Origin of the sequence: Streptomyces achromogenes subsp. achromogenes, assembly GCF_000720835.1 — a bacterium.
Classification (GTDB): domain Bacteria; phylum Actinomycetota; class Actinomycetes; order Streptomycetales; family Streptomycetaceae; genus Streptomyces; species Streptomyces achromogenes.
In genome coordinates this window covers 75,043-91,276 of the sequence record NZ_JODT01000034.1, presented here as the reverse complement: position 1 = coordinate 91,276, position 16,234 = coordinate 75,043, and the positions used below count along the sequence as shown (strand labels likewise).

Here is a 16,234-nt window from a genome sequence, read left to right as displayed (position 1 = left end):
CGTGCTGCGGACGAGGTGTTCCCGCACGTCGGCCCGGATGGTCGGACCAGACGCCGGGAGGGCGGGGAGCTGGTACGCCTGCTGGAGGTCGCGCGGGCGACGGCGGCGGGCGCGGAGGAAGCGCCGGACCACTTCCGGGCCGCGGCGCGGACGAGGTGGACGTGCCGTGACGAGTTCGGCATCGAGAGCCGGCGGGCCGGCGCGCTGGTGCTCCTCGGTCATCCCGGTCTGCACCCCGACGTACCGGAGAACGAGGTCGACGAGGCGCTGCGGACCTTCAGTCCGCATGTCACGCGGGTCGAGGTGCTCACCTGCAAGGAACTGCCGGACAACGCCGAACGCTCCCTCGCCGCGGACATCGAGTCGGCGTAGGGAGCGTTGCAGGTGGTAGCCGTCCGACGGCGCGAGGCTGGGCGCGACAGATCGTTCGCGCCGCCGGACGGGGCCGGTGTGCCTCCGGTGCTGCCGGAGGCGGGGGCTGGGACCGCGGTGGCCACGACGGAGGCGGACGTCCCTTCCCTCTGGTCGAGAAGGGGGTCCGGGGCTCCTTCACCACCGCACTGGCTCGCACGCCACCGCGGTCCTCGCCCTGCCCGCCGTACCCGGTGATCACCCCTCATCCGGATCACCTGGGGCGGCGGGGCCTTCGCGTCCGGGGCACGACCTCCCCGTCACGTCCCGGACGCAGCCTTGGGACTCAGTCCTCGCGCAGGGCGCGGACCGCCTCCTCCACGCGCTTGCCGTACTCGGGGTCGGCGGCGTGGAAGTGGGCCAGGTTCTTCTCGATCACGTCGTCGCGGGAGACCTGCGACAGGCCGCCGGCGATGTTCGCGACCAGACGGGACTTCTCGTCCTGCGACATCAGCCGGTACAGCTCGCCCGCCTGGAAGAAGTCGTCGTCCTTGGTGTGCGCCGGGGCGGCGTGGTTGCCGGTGTGGCCGGTCACCGCGAGCGGGGCGGACAGCGGGCGGCCGGTCTCCACCGGGCCGTCGTAGGAGTTCGGCTCGTAGTTCTTGGCGTGACGGCCCTGGCCGTTGACCGCCATGAACCCGTCGCGGCCGTAGTTCCGGGCGCCGCCCGGGACCGCCTTCGGGGCGTTCACCGCGAGCAGGGTGTGGTTGACACCGAGGCGGTAGCGGTGGGCGTCGGCGTAGGCGAACAGCCGGCCCTGGAGCATCTTGTCCGGGGACGGACCGATGCCGGGCACGAAGTTGTTCGGGGAGAACGCGGCCTGCTCGACCTCGGCGAACACGTTGTCCGGGTTGCGGTCGAGGACCAGGCGGCCCACGCGCTGGAGCGGGTAGTCCTTGTGCGGCCAGACCTTGGTCAGGTCGAACGGGTTGAAGCGGTAGTCCGCCGCCTCGGCCGCCGGCATGATCTGGACGTACAGCGTCCAGGACGGGTGCACGCCGCGCTCGATCGCCTGGAGCAGGTCGGTCTGGTGCGAGTTGGGGTCCTTGCCCGCGAGCTCCTGCGCCTGCTCGGTGGACAGCGAGCGGATGCCCTGGTTCGTCTTGAAGTGGTACTTGACGAAGAAGCCCTCGCCCTTGGCGTTCGTCCACTGGTAGGTGTGCGAGCCGTACCCGTTCATGTGGCGGTACGACGCCGGGATGCCGCGGTCACCCATGAGCCAGGTCACCTGGTGCGTGGCCTCGGGGGCGTGCGCCCAGAAGTCCCAGACGTTGTCGGGCTCCTGCTTGCCGGTGAACGGGTCGCGCTTCTGCGAGTGGATGAAGTCGGGGAACTTCAGCGGGTCCTTGATGAAGAACACCGGGGTGTTGTTGCCGACGAGGTCGTAGTTGCCCTCTTCGGTGTAGAACTTCACCGCGAAGCCGCGGGGGTCGCGGACCGCGTCGGCACCGCCGAGGGAGTCGGCGACCGTGGAGAAGCGCACGAAGACCTCGGTGCGCTTGCCGATCTCGCCGAGGAAGTCGGCGTGGGTGTAGCCGGTGACGTCGTCGGTCACCTCGAAGTGGCCGTACGCGCCGGAACCGCGGGCATGCACGACACGCTCCGGGATCCGCTCGCGGTTGAAGCGCGCGAGCTTCTCCAGGAGGTGCTGGTCCTGGATCAGGAGCGGGCCGCCGACGCCGGCGGAGGCGGAATTCTGGTTGTCGGCGACCGGTGCGCCGGACTCTGTCGTGAGCACGCGCTTCGACATCGTGGACCTTCCGTGCGGGTGTCAGCGGAAAACTGTTTCCGCTTTGTGGAGCCTAGAAGTGGGGCGATCTGAGCGTCAACACTTTGTTGAAGCCGATTCCGGACCGCGGCGCCGCCTGGGCGCGACAGGACAGGTGTCAGCGACGCCGCGGTCCGGAAGTGCGAGGGGTCGTCAGACCTGGGCGCCGGACAGGCGCTCGACGGCCCGCAGCAGGGCCGAGTGGTCCAGGCCGCCGTCGCCCTGGGCGCGCAGGCTGGCGACCAGCTGGGCGACCACGGCGCCGACCGGGAGGGCCGCGCCGACGTTGCGAGCGGCGTCGGTGACGATGCCCATGTCCTTGTGGTGCAGGTCGATACGGAAGCCGGGCTTGAAGTCGCGGTTGAGGAAGTTGTCCTTCTTGCGCGTCAGCACGGTGGAGCCGGCCAGGCCGCCGTTGAGGACGTCCAGGGCGGCCTGGAGGTTCACGCCCGACTTCTCCAGGAAGACCACGGCCTCGGCGCACGCCTGGATGTTCACGGCGACGATCAGCTGGTTGGCGGCCTTCACCGTCTGGCCGGAGCCGTGCGGACCGCACAGCACGATGGTCTTGCCGAGCGCCTCGAAGATCGGCTTGGCCTGGTCGAAGTCGGCCTGCTCGCCGCCGACCATGATCGACAGCACCGCTTCGATGGCGCCGGCCTCACCGCCGGACACCGGGGCGTCCAGCACCCGGATGCCCTTGTCCTTGGCGGCCTTGGCGAGGTCCACGGAGGTCTGCGGGGTGATCGAGGACATGTCGATCAGCAGCGCGCCGGACTTGGCGTTCTCCAGGATGCCGTCCGGGCCGTAGGCGATGGCCTCGACCTGCGGGGAGGCGGGCACCATCGTGATGACCACGTCGGCGTCGCGGACGGCCTCGGCGATGGAGCCGGCCGCGGTGCCGCCGGCGGCGGCCAGGCGGTCCAGCTTCTCCTTCTCCAGGGTGTAACCGGTGACCTGGTAGCCCGCCTTGATCAGGTTCTCGGACATGGGGGAGCCCATGATGCCGAGGCCGATCCAGGCGATCGCAGGGCGGGTCGGGTGGGAGGAAGCTGCGAGGTTGCTCATGATTTGGGGGTGCCTCTCTTACTGCGGCAAGTACGTCTGTGAAGGGCGGCTGGTGTGCAGAGGCCGGCGGCTCAGCGGGCCGCGCGGGCCTCGCGCGGGAGCCAGTCGAACGCCTCGGCGCTCGGGCGGTCGCCCGGCTTGTACTCCAGGCCGACCCAGCCGTCGTAACCGGCCTTCCGCAGCCGGCCGAGCAGCTCCTGGAGCGGGAGCGAGCCGGTGCCGGGGGCGCCGCGGCCGGGGTTGTCGGCGATCTGCACGTGCCCGGTCTTCGCCGCGTAGGCGTCGATGACCGCGGGCAGGTCCTCGCCGTTCATGGACAGGTGGTACAGGTCCATCAGGAACTTGGCGTTCCCGAGGCCCGTCGTCGCGTTCACCTGGTCGACGACCTCCACCGCGGCCGGCGCCGACACCAGCGGGTACAGCGGCGACTCGGGCTTGTTCAGCGCCTCGATCAGCAGGACGGCGCCGATCCGGTCGGCCGCCCGGGCCGCGAGGGCGAGGTTCTCCAGGGCGAGCGCGTCCTGCTCGGCCGGGTCCACGCCCTCGACGCGGTTGCCGTACAGCGCGTTGAGCGCCGTGCAGCCCAGGGAGGCCGCGAAGCCGGCGGCCACGTCGATGTTGGCGCGGAACTTCTCCGACTCCTCGCCCGGCAGCGACAGGGCGCCGCGGTCCGGACCCGGCAGCTGCCCGGCGTAGAAGTTCAGGCCCGTCAGGCGGACCCCCGCGTCCTCGATCGCCTTCTTCAGGGCGTCCAGCTCGGACCGGGCCGGAGTGGGGGAGTCGATCCAGGGCCACCACAGCTCGACCGCGGTGAAGCCCGCCGCGGCGGCGGCCGCGGGGCGCTCCAGGAGCGGGAGTTCCGTGAAGAGGATCGACAGGTTGACGTTGAAGCGCTGGTCTGCGGCGGTGCTCCACTCGAAACCTGGCATTCGGGCCGCGCTCCCTTCCGTTGGTCGAGATTCCGTATTACGGAAGTTCGTTTCTGCGTAACGGAAGATTGCCGTCGGGTGTCGCCGCTTGTCAAGGGGGGTCCGCAAGAGCCGCCCCCCGCGGCCCCCTCGCGCGTTAGGTTGGGCGCGTGCGATTGCGAGTGGAGTTCACGACCGAGCCCTTCGACCTGGAGGAAGCGCCCGCGCACGCCCTGGTGGCGCGCGAGGTCATCGAGACCGCCGAGCTGGACGCCGTGGACGTCGGGCCCTTCGGCAACACCGCCGAGGGCGGCGCCGACCGTGTGCTCGGCGCGGTGGACGCGCTGCTGCGCAAGGCCCTCCAGGCCGGCGCCACCCGGGTCTCGCTCCAGGTCAACGTGATCGGTGACGAGGCCGGGGAGGGTGATAGGTGACCGGGGACGAGCCCTTCATCGCGGCGGTGAAGCCGCTGGTCGACGCCATGGGCGGGACGATGCTCCCGCCCGACGAGGCCGGCCCCGAGGACGTCGTCCTCGCCTGGGAGGGCGCCGACGTCGTCGCCGTACGCCTGCCCCAGCTCGCCGACTCCCTCGACCACATCCTGGCCGCCATGGAGCGCAAGGAGGGCCGGCCGCTGGCCGACCTGGACCGCAAGGCCAAGCAGGAGGTCGTACGGATCCTGGAGGCGCGCGGCGCGTTCGCCGTGCGGCACGGGGTGGAGACCGTGGCGGGCGCGCTGGGCGTCAGCCGCTTCACGGTCTACAACTACCTCAACCGCGAGAAGGGTCTCTGACCGGGGCGGGAGTGGGGGCGCAAGGGCCGTTCGGCCCCCAACCCGGCTTGTTACGCGGAATTTTCAACAAAGTGTTGACGTGGTGTTTCCGAGGGCGTTAGCTATCCGCAGCCCGTTCAGCACAACGGCCCGAAGCGGCCACGGAGGCTCCCGTGACTACCACTTCCACGCCCCCGGGCCTGTCCCGGTTCAACGATCTGGAGGAGCGCGAGGCCCTCGCGGCCCTCCACGAGGCGTGCGCCTCCACCGAGTGGGCCCGGCGACTGCTCGCCGCCCGCCCGTACGCCACCCCGGAGGACCTCTACACCGCCAGCGACGCCGCCATGGCCGAGCTGACCCCCGCGGACCTGGCGGAGGCGATGGCCGGACACCCGCCGATCGGGCGGCCCAAGCCCGGCGACCCGACCTCCGCCCGCGAACAGCGGGGCATGGCCGGTGCCTCCGAGGAGCTCAAGGCGGAGATGCTCGACCTGAACCTGGCCTACCAGGAGAAGTTCGGGCATGTCTTCCTCATCTGCGCCACCGGCCGGACCGGCGAGCAGATGCGCGACGCGGTCAAGGAGCGGATCGGCAACTCGCCCGAGCGGGAGCGGGAGATCGTCCGCACCGAACTGGGCAAGATCAACCGCATCCGACTGGCCCGACTCGTCGAAGAGGACGCCTGACACCATGAGCACCAGCACCACCGCCTCCGTGTCCACGCACATCCTGGACACATCGATCGGCCGCCCCGCCGAGGGCGTCGCCGTCCAGCTCTCCGCCCGCTTGGGGCGCGAGGCGGACTGGCAGGCGCTCGGCGGCTCGGCGACCGACGCCGACGGCCGGTGCAAGGACCTGCCGGCCCTGCCGGAAGGGACCACCCATGTGCGGCTGGACTTCGCCGTCGAGCCGTACTTCGAAGAATCTGCGAAGAAGCAAGCCGATGCGCAGCAGGACGCCCCCGCGAATCGGGACAGCGGTGCCGCGTTCTTCCCCGAGGTGGCGATCACCTTCGCCGTGGTGCCCGGGGAGCACTACCACGTACCGCTGCTGCTCAACCCGTTCGGCTACTCCGTTTACCGAGGGAGCTAGCTACATGCCGACCATCCTGGGACAGAACCAGTACGGCAAGGCCGAGAACCGAGTCGTCAAGATCACGCGGGACGGCGCCACCCATCACATCAAGGACCTCAACGTCTCCATCGCGCTGAGCGGCGACATGGAGGAGGTCCACTACTCCGGCTCCAACGCCAACGTCCTGCCGACCGACACCACCAAGAACACGGTGTTCGCGTTCGCCAAGGAATACGGCATCGAGTCCGCCGAGCAGTTCGGCATCCACCTCGCCCGGCACTTCGTCACCAGCCAGGAGCCGATCCACCGGGCGCGCATCCGCATCGAGGAGTACGCCTGGGAGCGGATCGAGACCTCGGACGCCAACAGCAAGTTCATCGGCGCGGACGACGTCAAGCACTCCTTCGTCCGCAAGGGCCAGGAGATCCGCCTCACCCAGATCACCTACGACGGTGAGAAGTGGGAGGTCATCTCCGGTCTGAAGGACCTGGTCGTGATGAACTCGACCAACTCCGAGTTCTGGGGCTACGTCAAGGACAAGTACACCACCCTCCAGGAGGCGTACGACCGTATCCTCGCCACCCAGGTCGCCGGCCGCTGGCGGTTCAACTGGACCGACGACGCGCAGAAGATGCCCAACTGGGAGAAGTCCTACGAGCAGGTCAAGAAGCACATGCTCCACGCCTTCGCCGAGACCTACTCGCTCTCGCTCCAGCAGACGATGTACCAGATGGGCTCGCGCATCATCAACAACCGCAGCGAGATCGACGAGGTCCGCTTCTCGCTGCCCAACAAGCACCACTTCCTCGTGGACCTGGAGCCGTTCGGACTCAAGAACGACAACGAGGTCTACTTCGCCGCCGACCGTCCCTACGGCCTCATCGAGGCCACCATCCTGCGGGACGGCTGTGAGGCCCGTATCCCGGTCGACATGACCAACCTCTGACGCGGGACGCCCGCCCCCGGCCCGGCCTGACGGGCCGGGGGCGCGCTACACCGGAGGGAACAAAATGGCACAGCCTGCAAAGGGGCCGGCGAAAGCCCCGTGTTCCACCCCGCCGGTGCACATAGAGGACGCCGTCACGTCCGTGCACCCGGTGGACGAGAAGCTCCACCCCACGCGGCTCGTCCCCGCCGCGCTCCAGCACATCGCCGCGATGTACGCAGGCGTTGTCACTCCTCCGCTCATCATCGGTCAGGCCTGCGGGCTCGACATCGGGGCCCGTACCCGGCTCATCGCCGCGAGCCTGCTCATCGCGGGCGTCGCGACCATCCTCCAGACCATCGGCGTCAAGGGCTTCGTCGGCAACCGGCTGCCCTTCGTCAATGCCGCCTCCTCCGCCGGCATCGCCCCCATCCTCGCGATCGCCGAGACCAACGGCAAAGGACACCAACTCCCCGCGATCTACGGCGCGGTGATGGTGGCCGGCGCCTTCTGCCTGGCCCTCGGCCCCTTCTTCGGCCGGCTGCTGCGCTTCTTCCCGCCCCTGGTCACCGGCGTGGTCATCACCCTGATCGGCGTCACGCTGATGCCCGTCCCGGTGGGCTGGGCCCAAGGCGGCGACAAGACCGCCGCCGACTTCGGCGACATGCGCTATCTGGCGCTCGCCGGGTTCACCCTCGCCGTCATCCTGCTGATCCAGCGCTTCGGCCAGGGCTTCGTCAAACAGGTCGCCCTGCTGTTCGGGCTGCTCATCGGCACCCTGGCCGCGATCCCCTTCGGCATGGCCGACTTCAGCGGCATCAAGTCCGCGCCCGTGGCCGCGCTGCCCACCCCGTTCGCCTTCGGCGCCCCCGAGTTCCAGCCCGCCGCGATCCTCTCGCTGTGCATCGTGATGCTGGTGCTGATGACCGAGTCCAGCGCCGGCATGCTCGCCCTCGGCGAGATCTGCGACCGCCGCGCCGACGCGAAGACCATCACCCGGGGCCTGCGCACCGACGGCCTCGCCACCCTGATCGGGCCGGTCTTCGGCGGCTTCCCCACCTCCGCCTTCGCCCAGAACGTCGGTGTCGTCTCGCTCACCCGGGTGCGCAGCCGGTACGTCGTCGCCGTCGCCGGCGGCAGCCTGATCGTCCTCGGCGCCTTCCCGGTCCTCGGCGCGGTCGTCTCCCTCGTCCCCATGCCGGTCCTCGGCGGCGCGGGCATCGTCCTCTTCGGCTCCATCGCCGTCAGCGGCATCCGCACGCTCTCCGAGGCGGGCCTGGACGACAGCTCCAACATCATCCTGGTGGCCGTGGCGCTCGGCGCCGGCATCATCCCGCTGGCCGCGCCGACCTTCTACGCCGACTTCCCGGCGTGGGCGCAGACCGTGCTCGGCTCCGGCATCAGCGCCGGCGCGCTCGTCGCCGTCCTGCTGAACCTGTTCTTCCACCATCTCGGCACCCGGAGCCGACAGGCGGCCCCGGCACTCGAATCCTCCTAGGGTCCTGCCGTGCCCACCCCGTGGATCCCCCTGGGCCACGGGCCGCCACCGAAAGACAAGGAAGCAGATGGCACCATCGGCAGCCCAGCGCGTCGTCATCGAGAACTGTGCGATCGCCACCGTGGACGCGGGTGACACGGAGTACGCCTGCGGACACCTCGTCCTCGCCGGCAACCGCATCGAGGCGGTCGGCGCGGGCGACGCTCCCCGGGGACTGGAGAACGTGGTGCGCCGGATCGACGGGCGCGGCCACCTGGCCACCCCCGGTCTGGTCAACACCCACCACCACTTCTACCAGTGGATCACCCGGGGCCTGGCCACCGACCACAACCTGTTCGACTGGCTGGTCGCGCTCTACCCGGTCTGGGCACGGATCGACGAGCGGATGACGTACGCGGCGGCCCAGGGGTCCCTCGCCATGATGGCCCGGGGCGGTGTCACCACCGCCATGGACCACCACTACGTCCACCCGCGCGGCTCCGGCGACCTGTCCGGCTCGATCATCCGGGCCGCCGCCGAGATGGGGGTGCGCTTCACGCTGGCCCGCGGCTCGATGGACCGCGGCCGGCAGGACGGCGGGCTGCCCCCGGACTTCGCCGTGGAGACGATCGAGGACGCGCTGCGGGCGACCGAGGAGACCGTCGGGGAACACCACGACGCCTCCTTCGACGCCATGACCCAGGTGGCGGTCGCGCCCTGCTCCCCGTTCTCGGTCTCCACGCAGCTGATGCGCGAGGGAGCGGAGTTGGCGCGCCGGCTGGGGGTGCGGCTGCACACCCACGGCTCGGAGACGGTGGAGGAGGAGAAGTTCTGCCACGAGCTGTTCGGCATGGGCCCCACCGACTACTTCGAGTCCACCGGCTGGCTCGGTGAGGACGTGTGGATGGCGCACTGCGTCCACATGAACGACTCCGACATCCAGGCCTTCGCCCGGACGAAGACCGGTGTCGCCCACTGCCCCTCGTCCAACGCCCGCCTCGCCGCCGGCATCGCCCGCGTCCCCGACCTGCTGAAGGCCGGCGTCCCGGTCGGCCTGGGCGTCGACGGCACCGCCTCCAACGAGTCCGGCGAACTCCACACCGAGCTGCGCAACGCCCTGCTGATCAACCGGCTCGGCGCGCACCGCGAGGCCGCGCTGAACGCCCGTCAGGCGCTGCGCCTCGGCACCTACGGCGGCGCCCAGGTACTCGGCCGGGCCGCGCAGATCGGCTCGCTGGAGCCCGGCAAGCTGGCCGACGTGGTGCTGTGGAAGATGGACACCCTCGCCCACGCCTCCATCACCGACCCGGTGACCGCGCTGGTCTTCGGCGCGCCGGCCCCGGTCACCGCGTCGTTCGTCGACGGCCGGCAGATCGTGGCGGACGGCCGTCTGCTGACCGCCGACGAGGACGCCATCGCCGTCAGCACCCGCGACGAGGCCCGGCGCCTGGCCCGGATCGCCGCTCAGGACTGAGCGGCGGCCCACCCCCAAGACTCCGGCCGGGAGGGACGGCTCCCGGCCGGGACCCGTGGATCCGAGCGGGATCCACGGCTATGCCGTCTCCGGGGCGCGTGTGGACGCACGCCCCCGGAGACGGTCCACCCCCACCACTCCCGTCACGCTCGACCCACCCCCACACCGCCCCACACCGCCCCACACCCCCACAGACTCGTCACCGCTCGTTTCGCCACCCCCCTGCGAAGGTCCCGCACGACCTCGCACCACCTCCATGAAATCCACGTCGACGCCGACGTGTCACCCGCCCGGAGGAGCCGCCGTGGCCGCCCATCCCGTAGACGAGAAACTCCCCGCCCTGAAAATGGCGACCAGCGGACTGCAGCACGTGGCCGCCATGTACGCCGGTGTCGTCGCACCACCGCTCATCGTCGGCGCGGCCATCGGCCTCAGCGCGACCGAGCTGACCTTCCTCACCGGCGCCTGCCTGTTCACCGCCGGCCTCGCCACCTTCCTCCAGACGCTCGGCTTCTGGAAGATCGGCGCCCGGCTGCCCTTCGTCAACGGCGTCACCTTCGCCGGTGTCGCTCCGATGACCGCGGTCGTCGCCGCCACCGACGACAAGTCCGACGCCCTGCCGATCATCTTCGGCGCGGTCATCGTCGCCGGCCTGCTCGGCTTCGTCGCCGCCCCCTTCTTCAGCAAGGCGATCCGCTTCTTCCCGCCGGTCGTCACCGGCTCCGTCATCACCCTGATCGGCGTCTCCCTGCTCCCCGTCGCCTTCGGCTGGGCCCAGGGGCCCAATCCCCAGGCCGACGACTACGGTTCGACCACCTACCTCACCTTGGCCGGCGTCACCCTGCTGATCGTCCTGCTGCTGCGCCGCTTCACCCGGGGCTTCGTCAAGCAGATCGCCGTGCTGATCGGCCTGGTCGTCGGCACGCTCATCGCGATCCCGTTCGGCGCCACGGACTTCGGCCCGGTCGCCGACGCCGACGTGGTCGGCTTCCCCACCCCGTTCCACTTCGGCGCCCCCCAGTTCCAGCTCGCCGCGATCCTCTCCCTGTGCGTGGTCATGGTGGTCTCGATGACCGAGTCGACCGCCGACATGCTGGCCCTCGGTGAGATCGTCGAACGGCCCGCCGACGAGAAGATCATCGCGGCCGGCCTGCGCGCCGACACCCTCGGCTCCGCGCTCAGCCCGCTGTTCAACGGCTTCATGTGCAGCGCCTTCGCCCAGAACATCGGGCTGGTCGCGATGACCCGGATCCGCAGCCGGTACGTCGTCGCGACCGGCGGCGGCTTCCTGGTCCTGATGGGCCTGTGCCCGATGGCCGCCTCGCTCATCGCGGTCGTGCCCCGGCCGGTCCTCGGCGGCGCCGGCATCGTGCTGTTCGGCTCGGTCGCCGCGAGCGGCATCCAGACCCTGGTCCGGGCCGGCCTGGACAAGGACAACAACGTGCTGATCGTGGCCGTGTCCCTGGCGGTCGGCATCATCCCGATCACCGCGCCGGAGTTCTACCACTCCTTCCCGGAGACCGCGAAGATCGTCCTGGACTCCGGCATCTCCACCGGCTGCGTCACGGCCGTGGTGCTCAACCTCCTCTTCAACCACCTCGGCAAGGGCCGCGAGGCCCAGGACGTCACCCATCCCATGGAGGCGGGAGAGGAGATCGCCGCCGTCCGCTGACACCGCCCGCCGCACCGGCCCGGCCGGGGGAGACGACGTGGGACACCGTCACCCCCGGCCCTTTGGCGCGCCCGGGGCCTACAGGCCGAACAGGCCCGGATCCGCCGCCAGTTCCTTGAACACCGCGCGCGGGTCGGCGACCAGCTTGCGCTCGGTGAGGTTCATGATGCCGCCCACCGCGGTGATCTCGGCCGCGAGCGTGCCGTCGGTCTTGCGTATCTCCTGCCGGATCCGGAACGTCTTGCCCTCGCCCCACTCGAAGGCGCACGTCACATCGACCTCGTCACCGGCGAGCAGCTCCCGCCGGAAGCTGATCGTCGTCTCCAGCGCCACCGGTCCCACGCCCTGGCCCACCAGTCCGGCCTGGCTGATCCCGGCCGCCTGGAGCATCGACCAGCGGGCATGCTCGGCGTAGTTGAGGTAGACGGCCTGGTTGAGATGCCCCTGGGTGTCGGTCTCGTAGCCGCGGACGGTCACCCGGACGGAAAACGGTTCCACTGCGTGCCCTTCTCGTGTTCGGTGCCGCGTCGTTCGTCTCCGCGGTCGGCCGATCCTGACACGCCGGTCACACCCGGCGCGGCGAGGCCAGCAGGAAACGGGCCCTCGTCCTGGGCTCGGTGTACTCGCCCGCCTGCCAGCCGGCCTCCCGGAGCGTCGCCGCGCAGGCCGCCAGCGTCGCTCCGTCCGGCGCGTACACCGCGACCGCCTCCGGCTGCGGGGTCGCCCGGACCCGGTACCCGTCCGTGTCCCCGCCCGCCGGACGGTGCCCGGCCGCCTCCAGCGCCAGCGCCGCGGCCCGCACCAGATGCGTCCGCTCCCAGCCGCACGGCCGGTCCACGGCGCCGTCCGGATTCGTCATCCTGCGCAGCTCCAGCAACCCCTGCCAGGCACTGTGCACCTCGCGGAGCCGGGCCGGGCCGGACACCGGCGGCTCCTCCTCACCGCCGACCCGGGCCGTGAACACCCCCGTGTCCGGCCGGGCCTCCGCCCGCGGCTCGGGTATCGCCTCCCGGACGCGATGCCCGGCCGGGGTGAGGAAGTGGTCGTGCGGCGGCCGGGGATGCCGGAAGGCCAGGCCCCGCTTCACCAGCGCCGCGAGCTGGGCCGGCGTACCGCGCAGCCGGCCGGTGACCGGATCGGCGGCCTCGATCACCCGCCGCTGCGCGGCGGTCGGCGGTCGGGTCACGGGCTGCTCCTCTCCGGCACCGCCGACTGGGCGGCCCCGCCCCCACGGACGGCCGCCGGGCCCGTCGTGCGGCCCCAGTCGAAGAGTACGGCCGGGGTCTGACAACGGCCGGTGCGCGGTGGAGCGTCGCCGGTAGTCGGTGCGGACGTTTCCCGGGGGCGTGCCCCTTGTCCGTACGCCCGCCGCTACTGCGCGGGCCGGATGTTCCAGCCCGCGACCACGGGCCGGCCGTGTTCCGTGCCGAGGCGGCACAGTGCTCCCGTCGCGAGCTGGAAGAGGGCGCCGTGCCGGGGTGACAGGCCCAGGCGGCGGGCGGTGAGGACGCGGAGGAAGTGGCCGTGCGCGATCAGCACGACGACCCCCTCGGTATTGGCGAACGCGGCGTCGGCCTTGGCCAGCATCCGGTCGGCGCGCTCCCCGACCTGCTCGGGAGACTCGCCCGGACGGCCCGGGGGACCGGGTGCGACCCCGTCGGTGAACAGGAACCAGCCCGGCCGGCTCCGCTGGATCTCCGGCGTGGTCACGCCCTCGTACCCGCCGTAGTCCCACTCGCACAGGTCGGCGTCGACCCGCGCGTCCGGGATCCCGATCAGCTCGGCGGTCTCGCGCGCCCGCTGCAGGGGGCTGACGAAGGCCGCCCCGATCCGGTGCGAGCGGATCAGCGGGACCAGCCGGCGCGCCTCGTCCCGCCCGCGCTCGGTGAGCGGCACGTCGGTCCGGCCGGTGTGCCGCCCGGACCGCGACCACTCGGTCTCCCCGTGCCGCACGAGAAAGAGGTCACCCATGACGGCACGGTGTCACAGGGCCGCCGCCGCCCGCAGGACGGACTGCGCCAGACGGCGTTCCCCGGTGCCCCGCCGCCGTCAGGTCCCGGCCCCCGCACGGCGTGGCGGGGCCATGGCGATGGTCTCCCCGCAGGCGTCGAGTACGGCCGGCTTCCCGTGCGCGTCCGTGACCGGGACGACCGTGCCCGCGGTGTCGTGCGGCGCCGTGACGGCGGCCTCGTGCTGCCGTACGCACCAGGTGCCGGCGCCCGGTGTGCCGCGACGGGTGTAGCGCAGGTCCACGGTGACGGCGGCGCGGCCGGGCAGGGCGAGGGCCGCCGGACGTCCGGAACCGGCGCCCTCGATGCCGTCCGCCTTGCCGTGGTGGATCGCCAGGCCCGGGTAACCCGCGAACAGGCAGGCCCCGGAGCCCTTGTTGACGGCGGTGAGGCGCGCCCCGGACCGGCCGTCTCCCTGTCCGGCACCGGCACCGTCGCCGTCGCCGTCCAGCAGTGACAGCGTCCAGGTCAGCGCGGCGGTCCGGCAGGGCGGTGCGGTGGCCTCCGGGGGAGCGGTCGTGGTGGCGGTCGCGGTGGCGTCCGGTGTGGCGGTCGTGGTGGTGTCGCAGGCCGTCAGCGTCAGGCCGGTCATGAGCGTGAGGCCGGCCGTGAGCGCGGCGAGGCCGCCGGCCGGTCGGGTGGTGGCGGGCATCGTTCCCCCTGGAAGTGCCGTGGTGTGGTCAGGTGCCGGGGTGGACCAGCGTGTACTCGGTGCCGAGGGCCTTGGCGCCGGTGTCGGCGTACAGCGTGACCTCCCCGTCGGACCAGCACACGACGAGGTCGTCGGCCGGGCCGTCGTGGCGGAAGGCGCCGGCGCTCAGCACCCGGGCCCGCTGCCACAGGCTGTTCGGGCCGCGCACCCGGGTCTTGGTGCCGATTCCCGCGGCCGAGGTGCCGGTGTAGGTGTCGAGCGCGCCGTCCGCCCAGCGCACCAGCAGGTCCCCGGCGGCCGTACCGCCGAAGTCGCCGCCGGTCAGCAGGGCCGCCTTGGTCCAGGCGCCGCCCGCGGGCAGCAGCCGGGTGCCGGTGCCGAGGCCGCCGGTGCCCACCCGCGGGTACAGGGAGAGCCCGCCGTCGGCCCAGCGGACCAGCAGGCCGGTGCCCCCGTCGTCGCCGAACGCCCCGGCGGTGAACTGGGCGGCGTTCTTCCACACCGAGCCCGGCGCCGCCATCCGGATCTCCCGGCCGAGGCCCGTGGGGCCGGGCTGCGGGTAGAGGGTGACCTCGCCGTCGGACCAGCGCACCAGCAGCCCCGCCCGCCCACCGGCGGCGAAGGTGCCGCCGGTCACCGTACGGGCGTGCGTCCAGGTCGAGTTGGCCGCCCGCAGCCGCTTCTCGGCCCCGAAACCGCCCTTGCCGTCGCCCGGGTACAGGGTGACCCCGCCGTCGGACCACACCACCAGCAGATCGCCGTGCCGGTCACCGGTGTACTCGCCCGACGCCGTGAGCGCGGCCTTGCGCCAGCGCCCGGCGCCGCCCGGCAGGCTGCCGCTCAGGCCCCGGTACGGGGGCAGGTCGGCGGGCGGGGCCTGATCGGCGACGGCGCGGGCGAGGAGGTTCGCGGCGTCGGCGCCGAACGCGGTGGCGTAGCTGATGTAGTCCACGTTGGCGTCGTTGCCGCCGCCGTTGTAGCCGCCGAGGTTGCCGATGACGTGGCCGGTGCGGGCGTCGTCCTTGTAGTCGGTGATCCACGGGCTGCCGGACACCCCGCCGTAGTAGCCGCCGCAGGTCATCGACAGCTGCCGGTAGCCGCGCAACTGGGTGGTGGGAACGGTGCACTTGACCGCGCGTCCGGCGCTGTTGTGCCGGTGGGAGGGGTAGCCGACGACGGTGACGCCCCGGTGGGTGTAGCCGGCGGGCCGGGTGAAGGTCAGTCCGCCGCCCACCGCGTCCTGGAGGGACTTGCCCCACTGGTTGGCCGAGACCCGGGCGAACGCGGTGTCCAGGTCGGAGGCGGCCTTCTTGGTGGTGGACGAGCCCCGGTCGGGCACGTAGCGCGGGTCGGTGAAGATCCGCTTGATGTGGAAGATGCCGTACGGCTGCCGGTCCGGGGCCGCGCCCTTCACGAACTTCGGGACGAAGATGTAGTCGCCCGTCATGCTTCGCGCGCAGTGGGCCGCGGTGAGCACGATATTGCGGGCCTTGGTGTCGATGACGCTGCCGGTGCAGTGCCAGGTGGTGCCGCGCGGCCCGTCGGAGCCGAAGAACGTGCCGACCAGCCGGGTGCCCTGGAACAGGGTGCCCTTCGGCCGGGCCGCCGCGGCCGCCGCGGACGACGGCGTCGTCCCCGCGTGCCGCGGCGCGTCGAGCGGCTGGGCGGCGGCCATGCGCTCGGCGGTCCAGAAGCGTGCCGCCTGCCGCGCCTCCTGCCCGGCGGGCGGCGCGGGCGTCCCGGCACGCGCGGCCGGTACGGCGAGGGCGGTCAGCGCCGCGCAGAGCAGGGCGACGACCGCCCCGCGCCCGCCGCGCGCGGCGGGTCTTCCGGGCGAGTCCGGATGTGCGTAGGAGTCCGGGTTCCGGTACGAGAACACTGCTGTTTCCCCCTGGTCGTTGAAGCGGACCGGGGGCGCGGCGGTGCGGTGCGCGGCGGTGCGGCGCTGGTCGGGCGCGCACCGAGGGCTCGTCGCGGAAGTCCCCCGATCATGCGCGGTGATCTTCGCACAAGCGAGCGAAACG

Annotated in this window: 17 protein-coding genes; 9 read left to right on the top strand and 8 right to left on the bottom strand. The window is 71.9% G+C overall.

Annotated features, from left to right (window positions below; translation table 11 throughout):
* Window positions 1-15: 15 nt before the first annotated feature.
* Window positions 16-372 (top strand): hypothetical protein, encoded by a 357-nt coding sequence (locus tag IH25_RS42580; protein ID WP_030617283.1) that lies wholly within the window; start codon window positions 16-18, stop codon window positions 370-372.
* 325 nt (window positions 373-697) lie between these two features.
* Here the strand turns inward: IH25_RS42580 and IH25_RS0129465 are convergent, their stop codons facing one another.
* The 3 genes from IH25_RS0129465 to IH25_RS0129455 all read right to left on the bottom strand — a co-directional run bounded on the left by IH25_RS0129465 (window position 698) and on the right by IH25_RS0129455 (window position 4,176).
* Window positions 698-2,161 carry a catalase gene (locus IH25_RS0129465; protein WP_030617280.1) on the bottom strand — a complete coding sequence of 488 codons (1,464 nt, stop codon included), beginning with the start codon at window positions 2,159-2,161 and terminating at the stop codon, window positions 698-700.
* 171 nt (window positions 2,162-2,332) lie between these two features.
* Window positions 2,333-3,247: a 2-hydroxy-3-oxopropionate reductase gene (locus IH25_RS0129460; protein WP_030617278.1), complete on the bottom strand. Its 915-nt coding sequence runs from the start codon at window positions 3,245-3,247 to the stop codon at window positions 2,333-2,335.
* A 71-nt stretch (window positions 3,248-3,318) separates the two neighbouring features.
* Window positions 3,319-4,176 (bottom strand): TIM barrel protein, encoded by an 858-nt coding sequence (locus IH25_RS0129455; RefSeq protein ID WP_030617275.1) that lies wholly within the window; start codon window positions 4,174-4,176, stop codon window positions 3,319-3,321.
* A 149-nt stretch (window positions 4,177-4,325) separates the two neighbouring features.
* Here IH25_RS0129455 and IH25_RS0129450 point away from each other — a divergent pair, with 149 nt between their 5' ends.
* From IH25_RS0129450 to IH25_RS0129415, 8 genes are all read left to right on the top strand, one after another.
* A complete protein-coding gene (locus IH25_RS0129450) occupies window positions 4,326-4,589 on the top strand; it encodes a hypothetical protein (RefSeq protein WP_037655829.1) in 264 nt (87 codons plus the stop codon).
* A gap of 47 nt (window positions 4,590-4,636) precedes the next feature.
* The gene (locus IH25_RS0129445) at window positions 4,637-4,948 is read left to right on the top strand and encodes a helix-turn-helix domain-containing protein (RefSeq protein WP_220212459.1); all 312 of its coding nucleotides are present in this window, start codon (window positions 4,637-4,639) and stop codon (window positions 4,946-4,948) included.
* A 152-nt stretch (window positions 4,949-5,100) separates the two neighbouring features.
* Window positions 5,101-5,613, top strand: a complete 513-nt coding sequence (gene uraD / locus IH25_RS0129440; protein ID WP_030617267.1) for a 2-oxo-4-hydroxy-4-carboxy-5-ureidoimidazoline decarboxylase — start codon at window positions 5,101-5,103, stop codon at window positions 5,611-5,613.
* A 4-nt stretch (window positions 5,614-5,617) separates the two neighbouring features.
* Complete coding sequence (gene uraH / locus IH25_RS0129435; protein WP_030617265.1) at window positions 5,618-6,019, top strand: hydroxyisourate hydrolase; 402 nt, start codon at window positions 5,618-5,620, stop codon at window positions 6,017-6,019.
* 4 nt (window positions 6,020-6,023) lie between these two features.
* Window positions 6,024-6,947 carry a factor-independent urate hydroxylase gene (gene pucL / locus IH25_RS0129430; RefSeq protein WP_030617263.1) on the top strand — a complete coding sequence of 308 codons (924 nt, stop codon included), beginning with the start codon at window positions 6,024-6,026 and terminating at the stop codon, window positions 6,945-6,947.
* Between the two features lie 64 nt (window positions 6,948-7,011).
* Window positions 7,012-8,424: a nucleobase:cation symporter-2 family protein gene (locus IH25_RS0129425; RefSeq protein ID WP_030617260.1), complete on the top strand. Its 1,413-nt coding sequence runs from the start codon at window positions 7,012-7,014 to the stop codon at window positions 8,422-8,424.
* A gap of 67 nt (window positions 8,425-8,491) precedes the next feature.
* The gene (locus tag IH25_RS0129420; RefSeq protein ID WP_030617257.1) at window positions 8,492-9,877 is read left to right on the top strand and encodes an 8-oxoguanine deaminase; all 1,386 of its coding nucleotides are present in this window, start codon (window positions 8,492-8,494) and stop codon (window positions 9,875-9,877) included.
* A gap of 256 nt (window positions 9,878-10,133) precedes the next feature.
* The gene (locus IH25_RS0129415) at window positions 10,134-11,549 is read left to right on the top strand and encodes a nucleobase:cation symporter-2 family protein (protein WP_245172913.1); all 1,416 of its coding nucleotides are present in this window, start codon (window positions 10,134-10,136) and stop codon (window positions 11,547-11,549) included.
* 78 nt (window positions 11,550-11,627) lie between these two features.
* Here the strand turns inward: IH25_RS0129415 and IH25_RS0129410 are convergent, their stop codons facing one another.
* The 5 genes from IH25_RS0129410 to IH25_RS0129385 form a co-directional block, all read right to left on the bottom strand.
* The gene (locus tag IH25_RS0129410; RefSeq protein ID WP_030617251.1) at window positions 11,628-12,047 is read right to left on the bottom strand and encodes an acyl-CoA thioesterase; all 420 of its coding nucleotides are present in this window, start codon (window positions 12,045-12,047) and stop codon (window positions 11,628-11,630) included.
* Window positions 12,048-12,114: 67 nt separating this feature from the next.
* Entirely contained in the window at window positions 12,115-12,735 is a 621-nt protein-coding gene (locus tag IH25_RS0129405; protein ID WP_030617248.1) for a hypothetical protein, read from the bottom strand.
* Window positions 12,736-12,920: 185 nt separating this feature from the next.
* Window positions 12,921-13,520, bottom strand: a complete 600-nt coding sequence (locus IH25_RS0129395) for a histidine phosphatase family protein (protein WP_030617245.1) — start codon at window positions 13,518-13,520, stop codon at window positions 12,921-12,923.
* A gap of 78 nt (window positions 13,521-13,598) precedes the next feature.
* Window positions 13,599-14,210 (bottom strand): DUF4232 domain-containing protein, encoded by a 612-nt coding sequence (locus IH25_RS0129390; protein ID WP_030617241.1) that lies wholly within the window; start codon window positions 14,208-14,210, stop codon window positions 13,599-13,601.
* Between the two features lie 28 nt (window positions 14,211-14,238).
* Window positions 14,239-16,089 carry a trypsin-like serine peptidase gene (locus IH25_RS0129385; RefSeq protein ID WP_245172912.1) on the bottom strand — a complete coding sequence of 617 codons (1,851 nt, stop codon included), beginning with the start codon at window positions 16,087-16,089 and terminating at the stop codon, window positions 14,239-14,241.
* Window positions 16,090-16,234: the final 145 nt, after the last annotated feature.

Bases quoted from the DNA above. Each gene is read 5' to 3' on its own strand.
- IH25_RS0129465 (WP_030617280.1), bottom strand. From the start codon at position 2,161: ATGTCGAAGCGCGTGCTCACGACAGAGTCCGGCGCACCGGTCGCCGAC.
- IH25_RS0129460 (WP_030617278.1), bottom strand. From the start codon at position 3,247: ATGAGCAACCTCGCAGCTTCCTCCCACCCGACCCGCCCTGCGATCGCC.
- IH25_RS0129455 (WP_030617275.1), bottom strand. From the start codon at position 4,176: ATGCCAGGTTTCGAGTGGAGCACCGCCGCAGACCAGCGCTTCAACGTC.
- IH25_RS0129445 (WP_220212459.1), top strand. From the start codon at position 4,637: ATGGGCGGGACGATGCTCCCGCCCGACGAGGCCGGCCCCGAGGACGTC.
- uraH (WP_030617265.1), top strand. From the start codon at position 5,618: ATGAGCACCAGCACCACCGCCTCCGTGTCCACGCACATCCTGGACACA.
- pucL (WP_030617263.1), top strand. From the start codon at position 6,024: ATGCCGACCATCCTGGGACAGAACCAGTACGGCAAGGCCGAGAACCGA.
- IH25_RS0129425 (WP_030617260.1), top strand. From the start codon at position 7,012: ATGGCACAGCCTGCAAAGGGGCCGGCGAAAGCCCCGTGTTCCACCCCG.
- IH25_RS0129420 (WP_030617257.1), top strand. From the start codon at position 8,492: ATGGCACCATCGGCAGCCCAGCGCGTCGTCATCGAGAACTGTGCGATC.
- IH25_RS0129415 (WP_245172913.1), top strand. From the start codon at position 10,134: ATGAAATCCACGTCGACGCCGACGTGTCACCCGCCCGGAGGAGCCGCC.
- IH25_RS0129395 (WP_030617245.1), bottom strand. From the start codon at position 13,520: ATGGGTGACCTCTTTCTCGTGCGGCACGGGGAGACCGAGTGGTCGCGG.
- IH25_RS0129390 (WP_030617241.1), bottom strand. From the start codon at position 14,210: ATGCCCGCCACCACCCGACCGGCCGGCGGCCTCGCCGCGCTCACGGCC.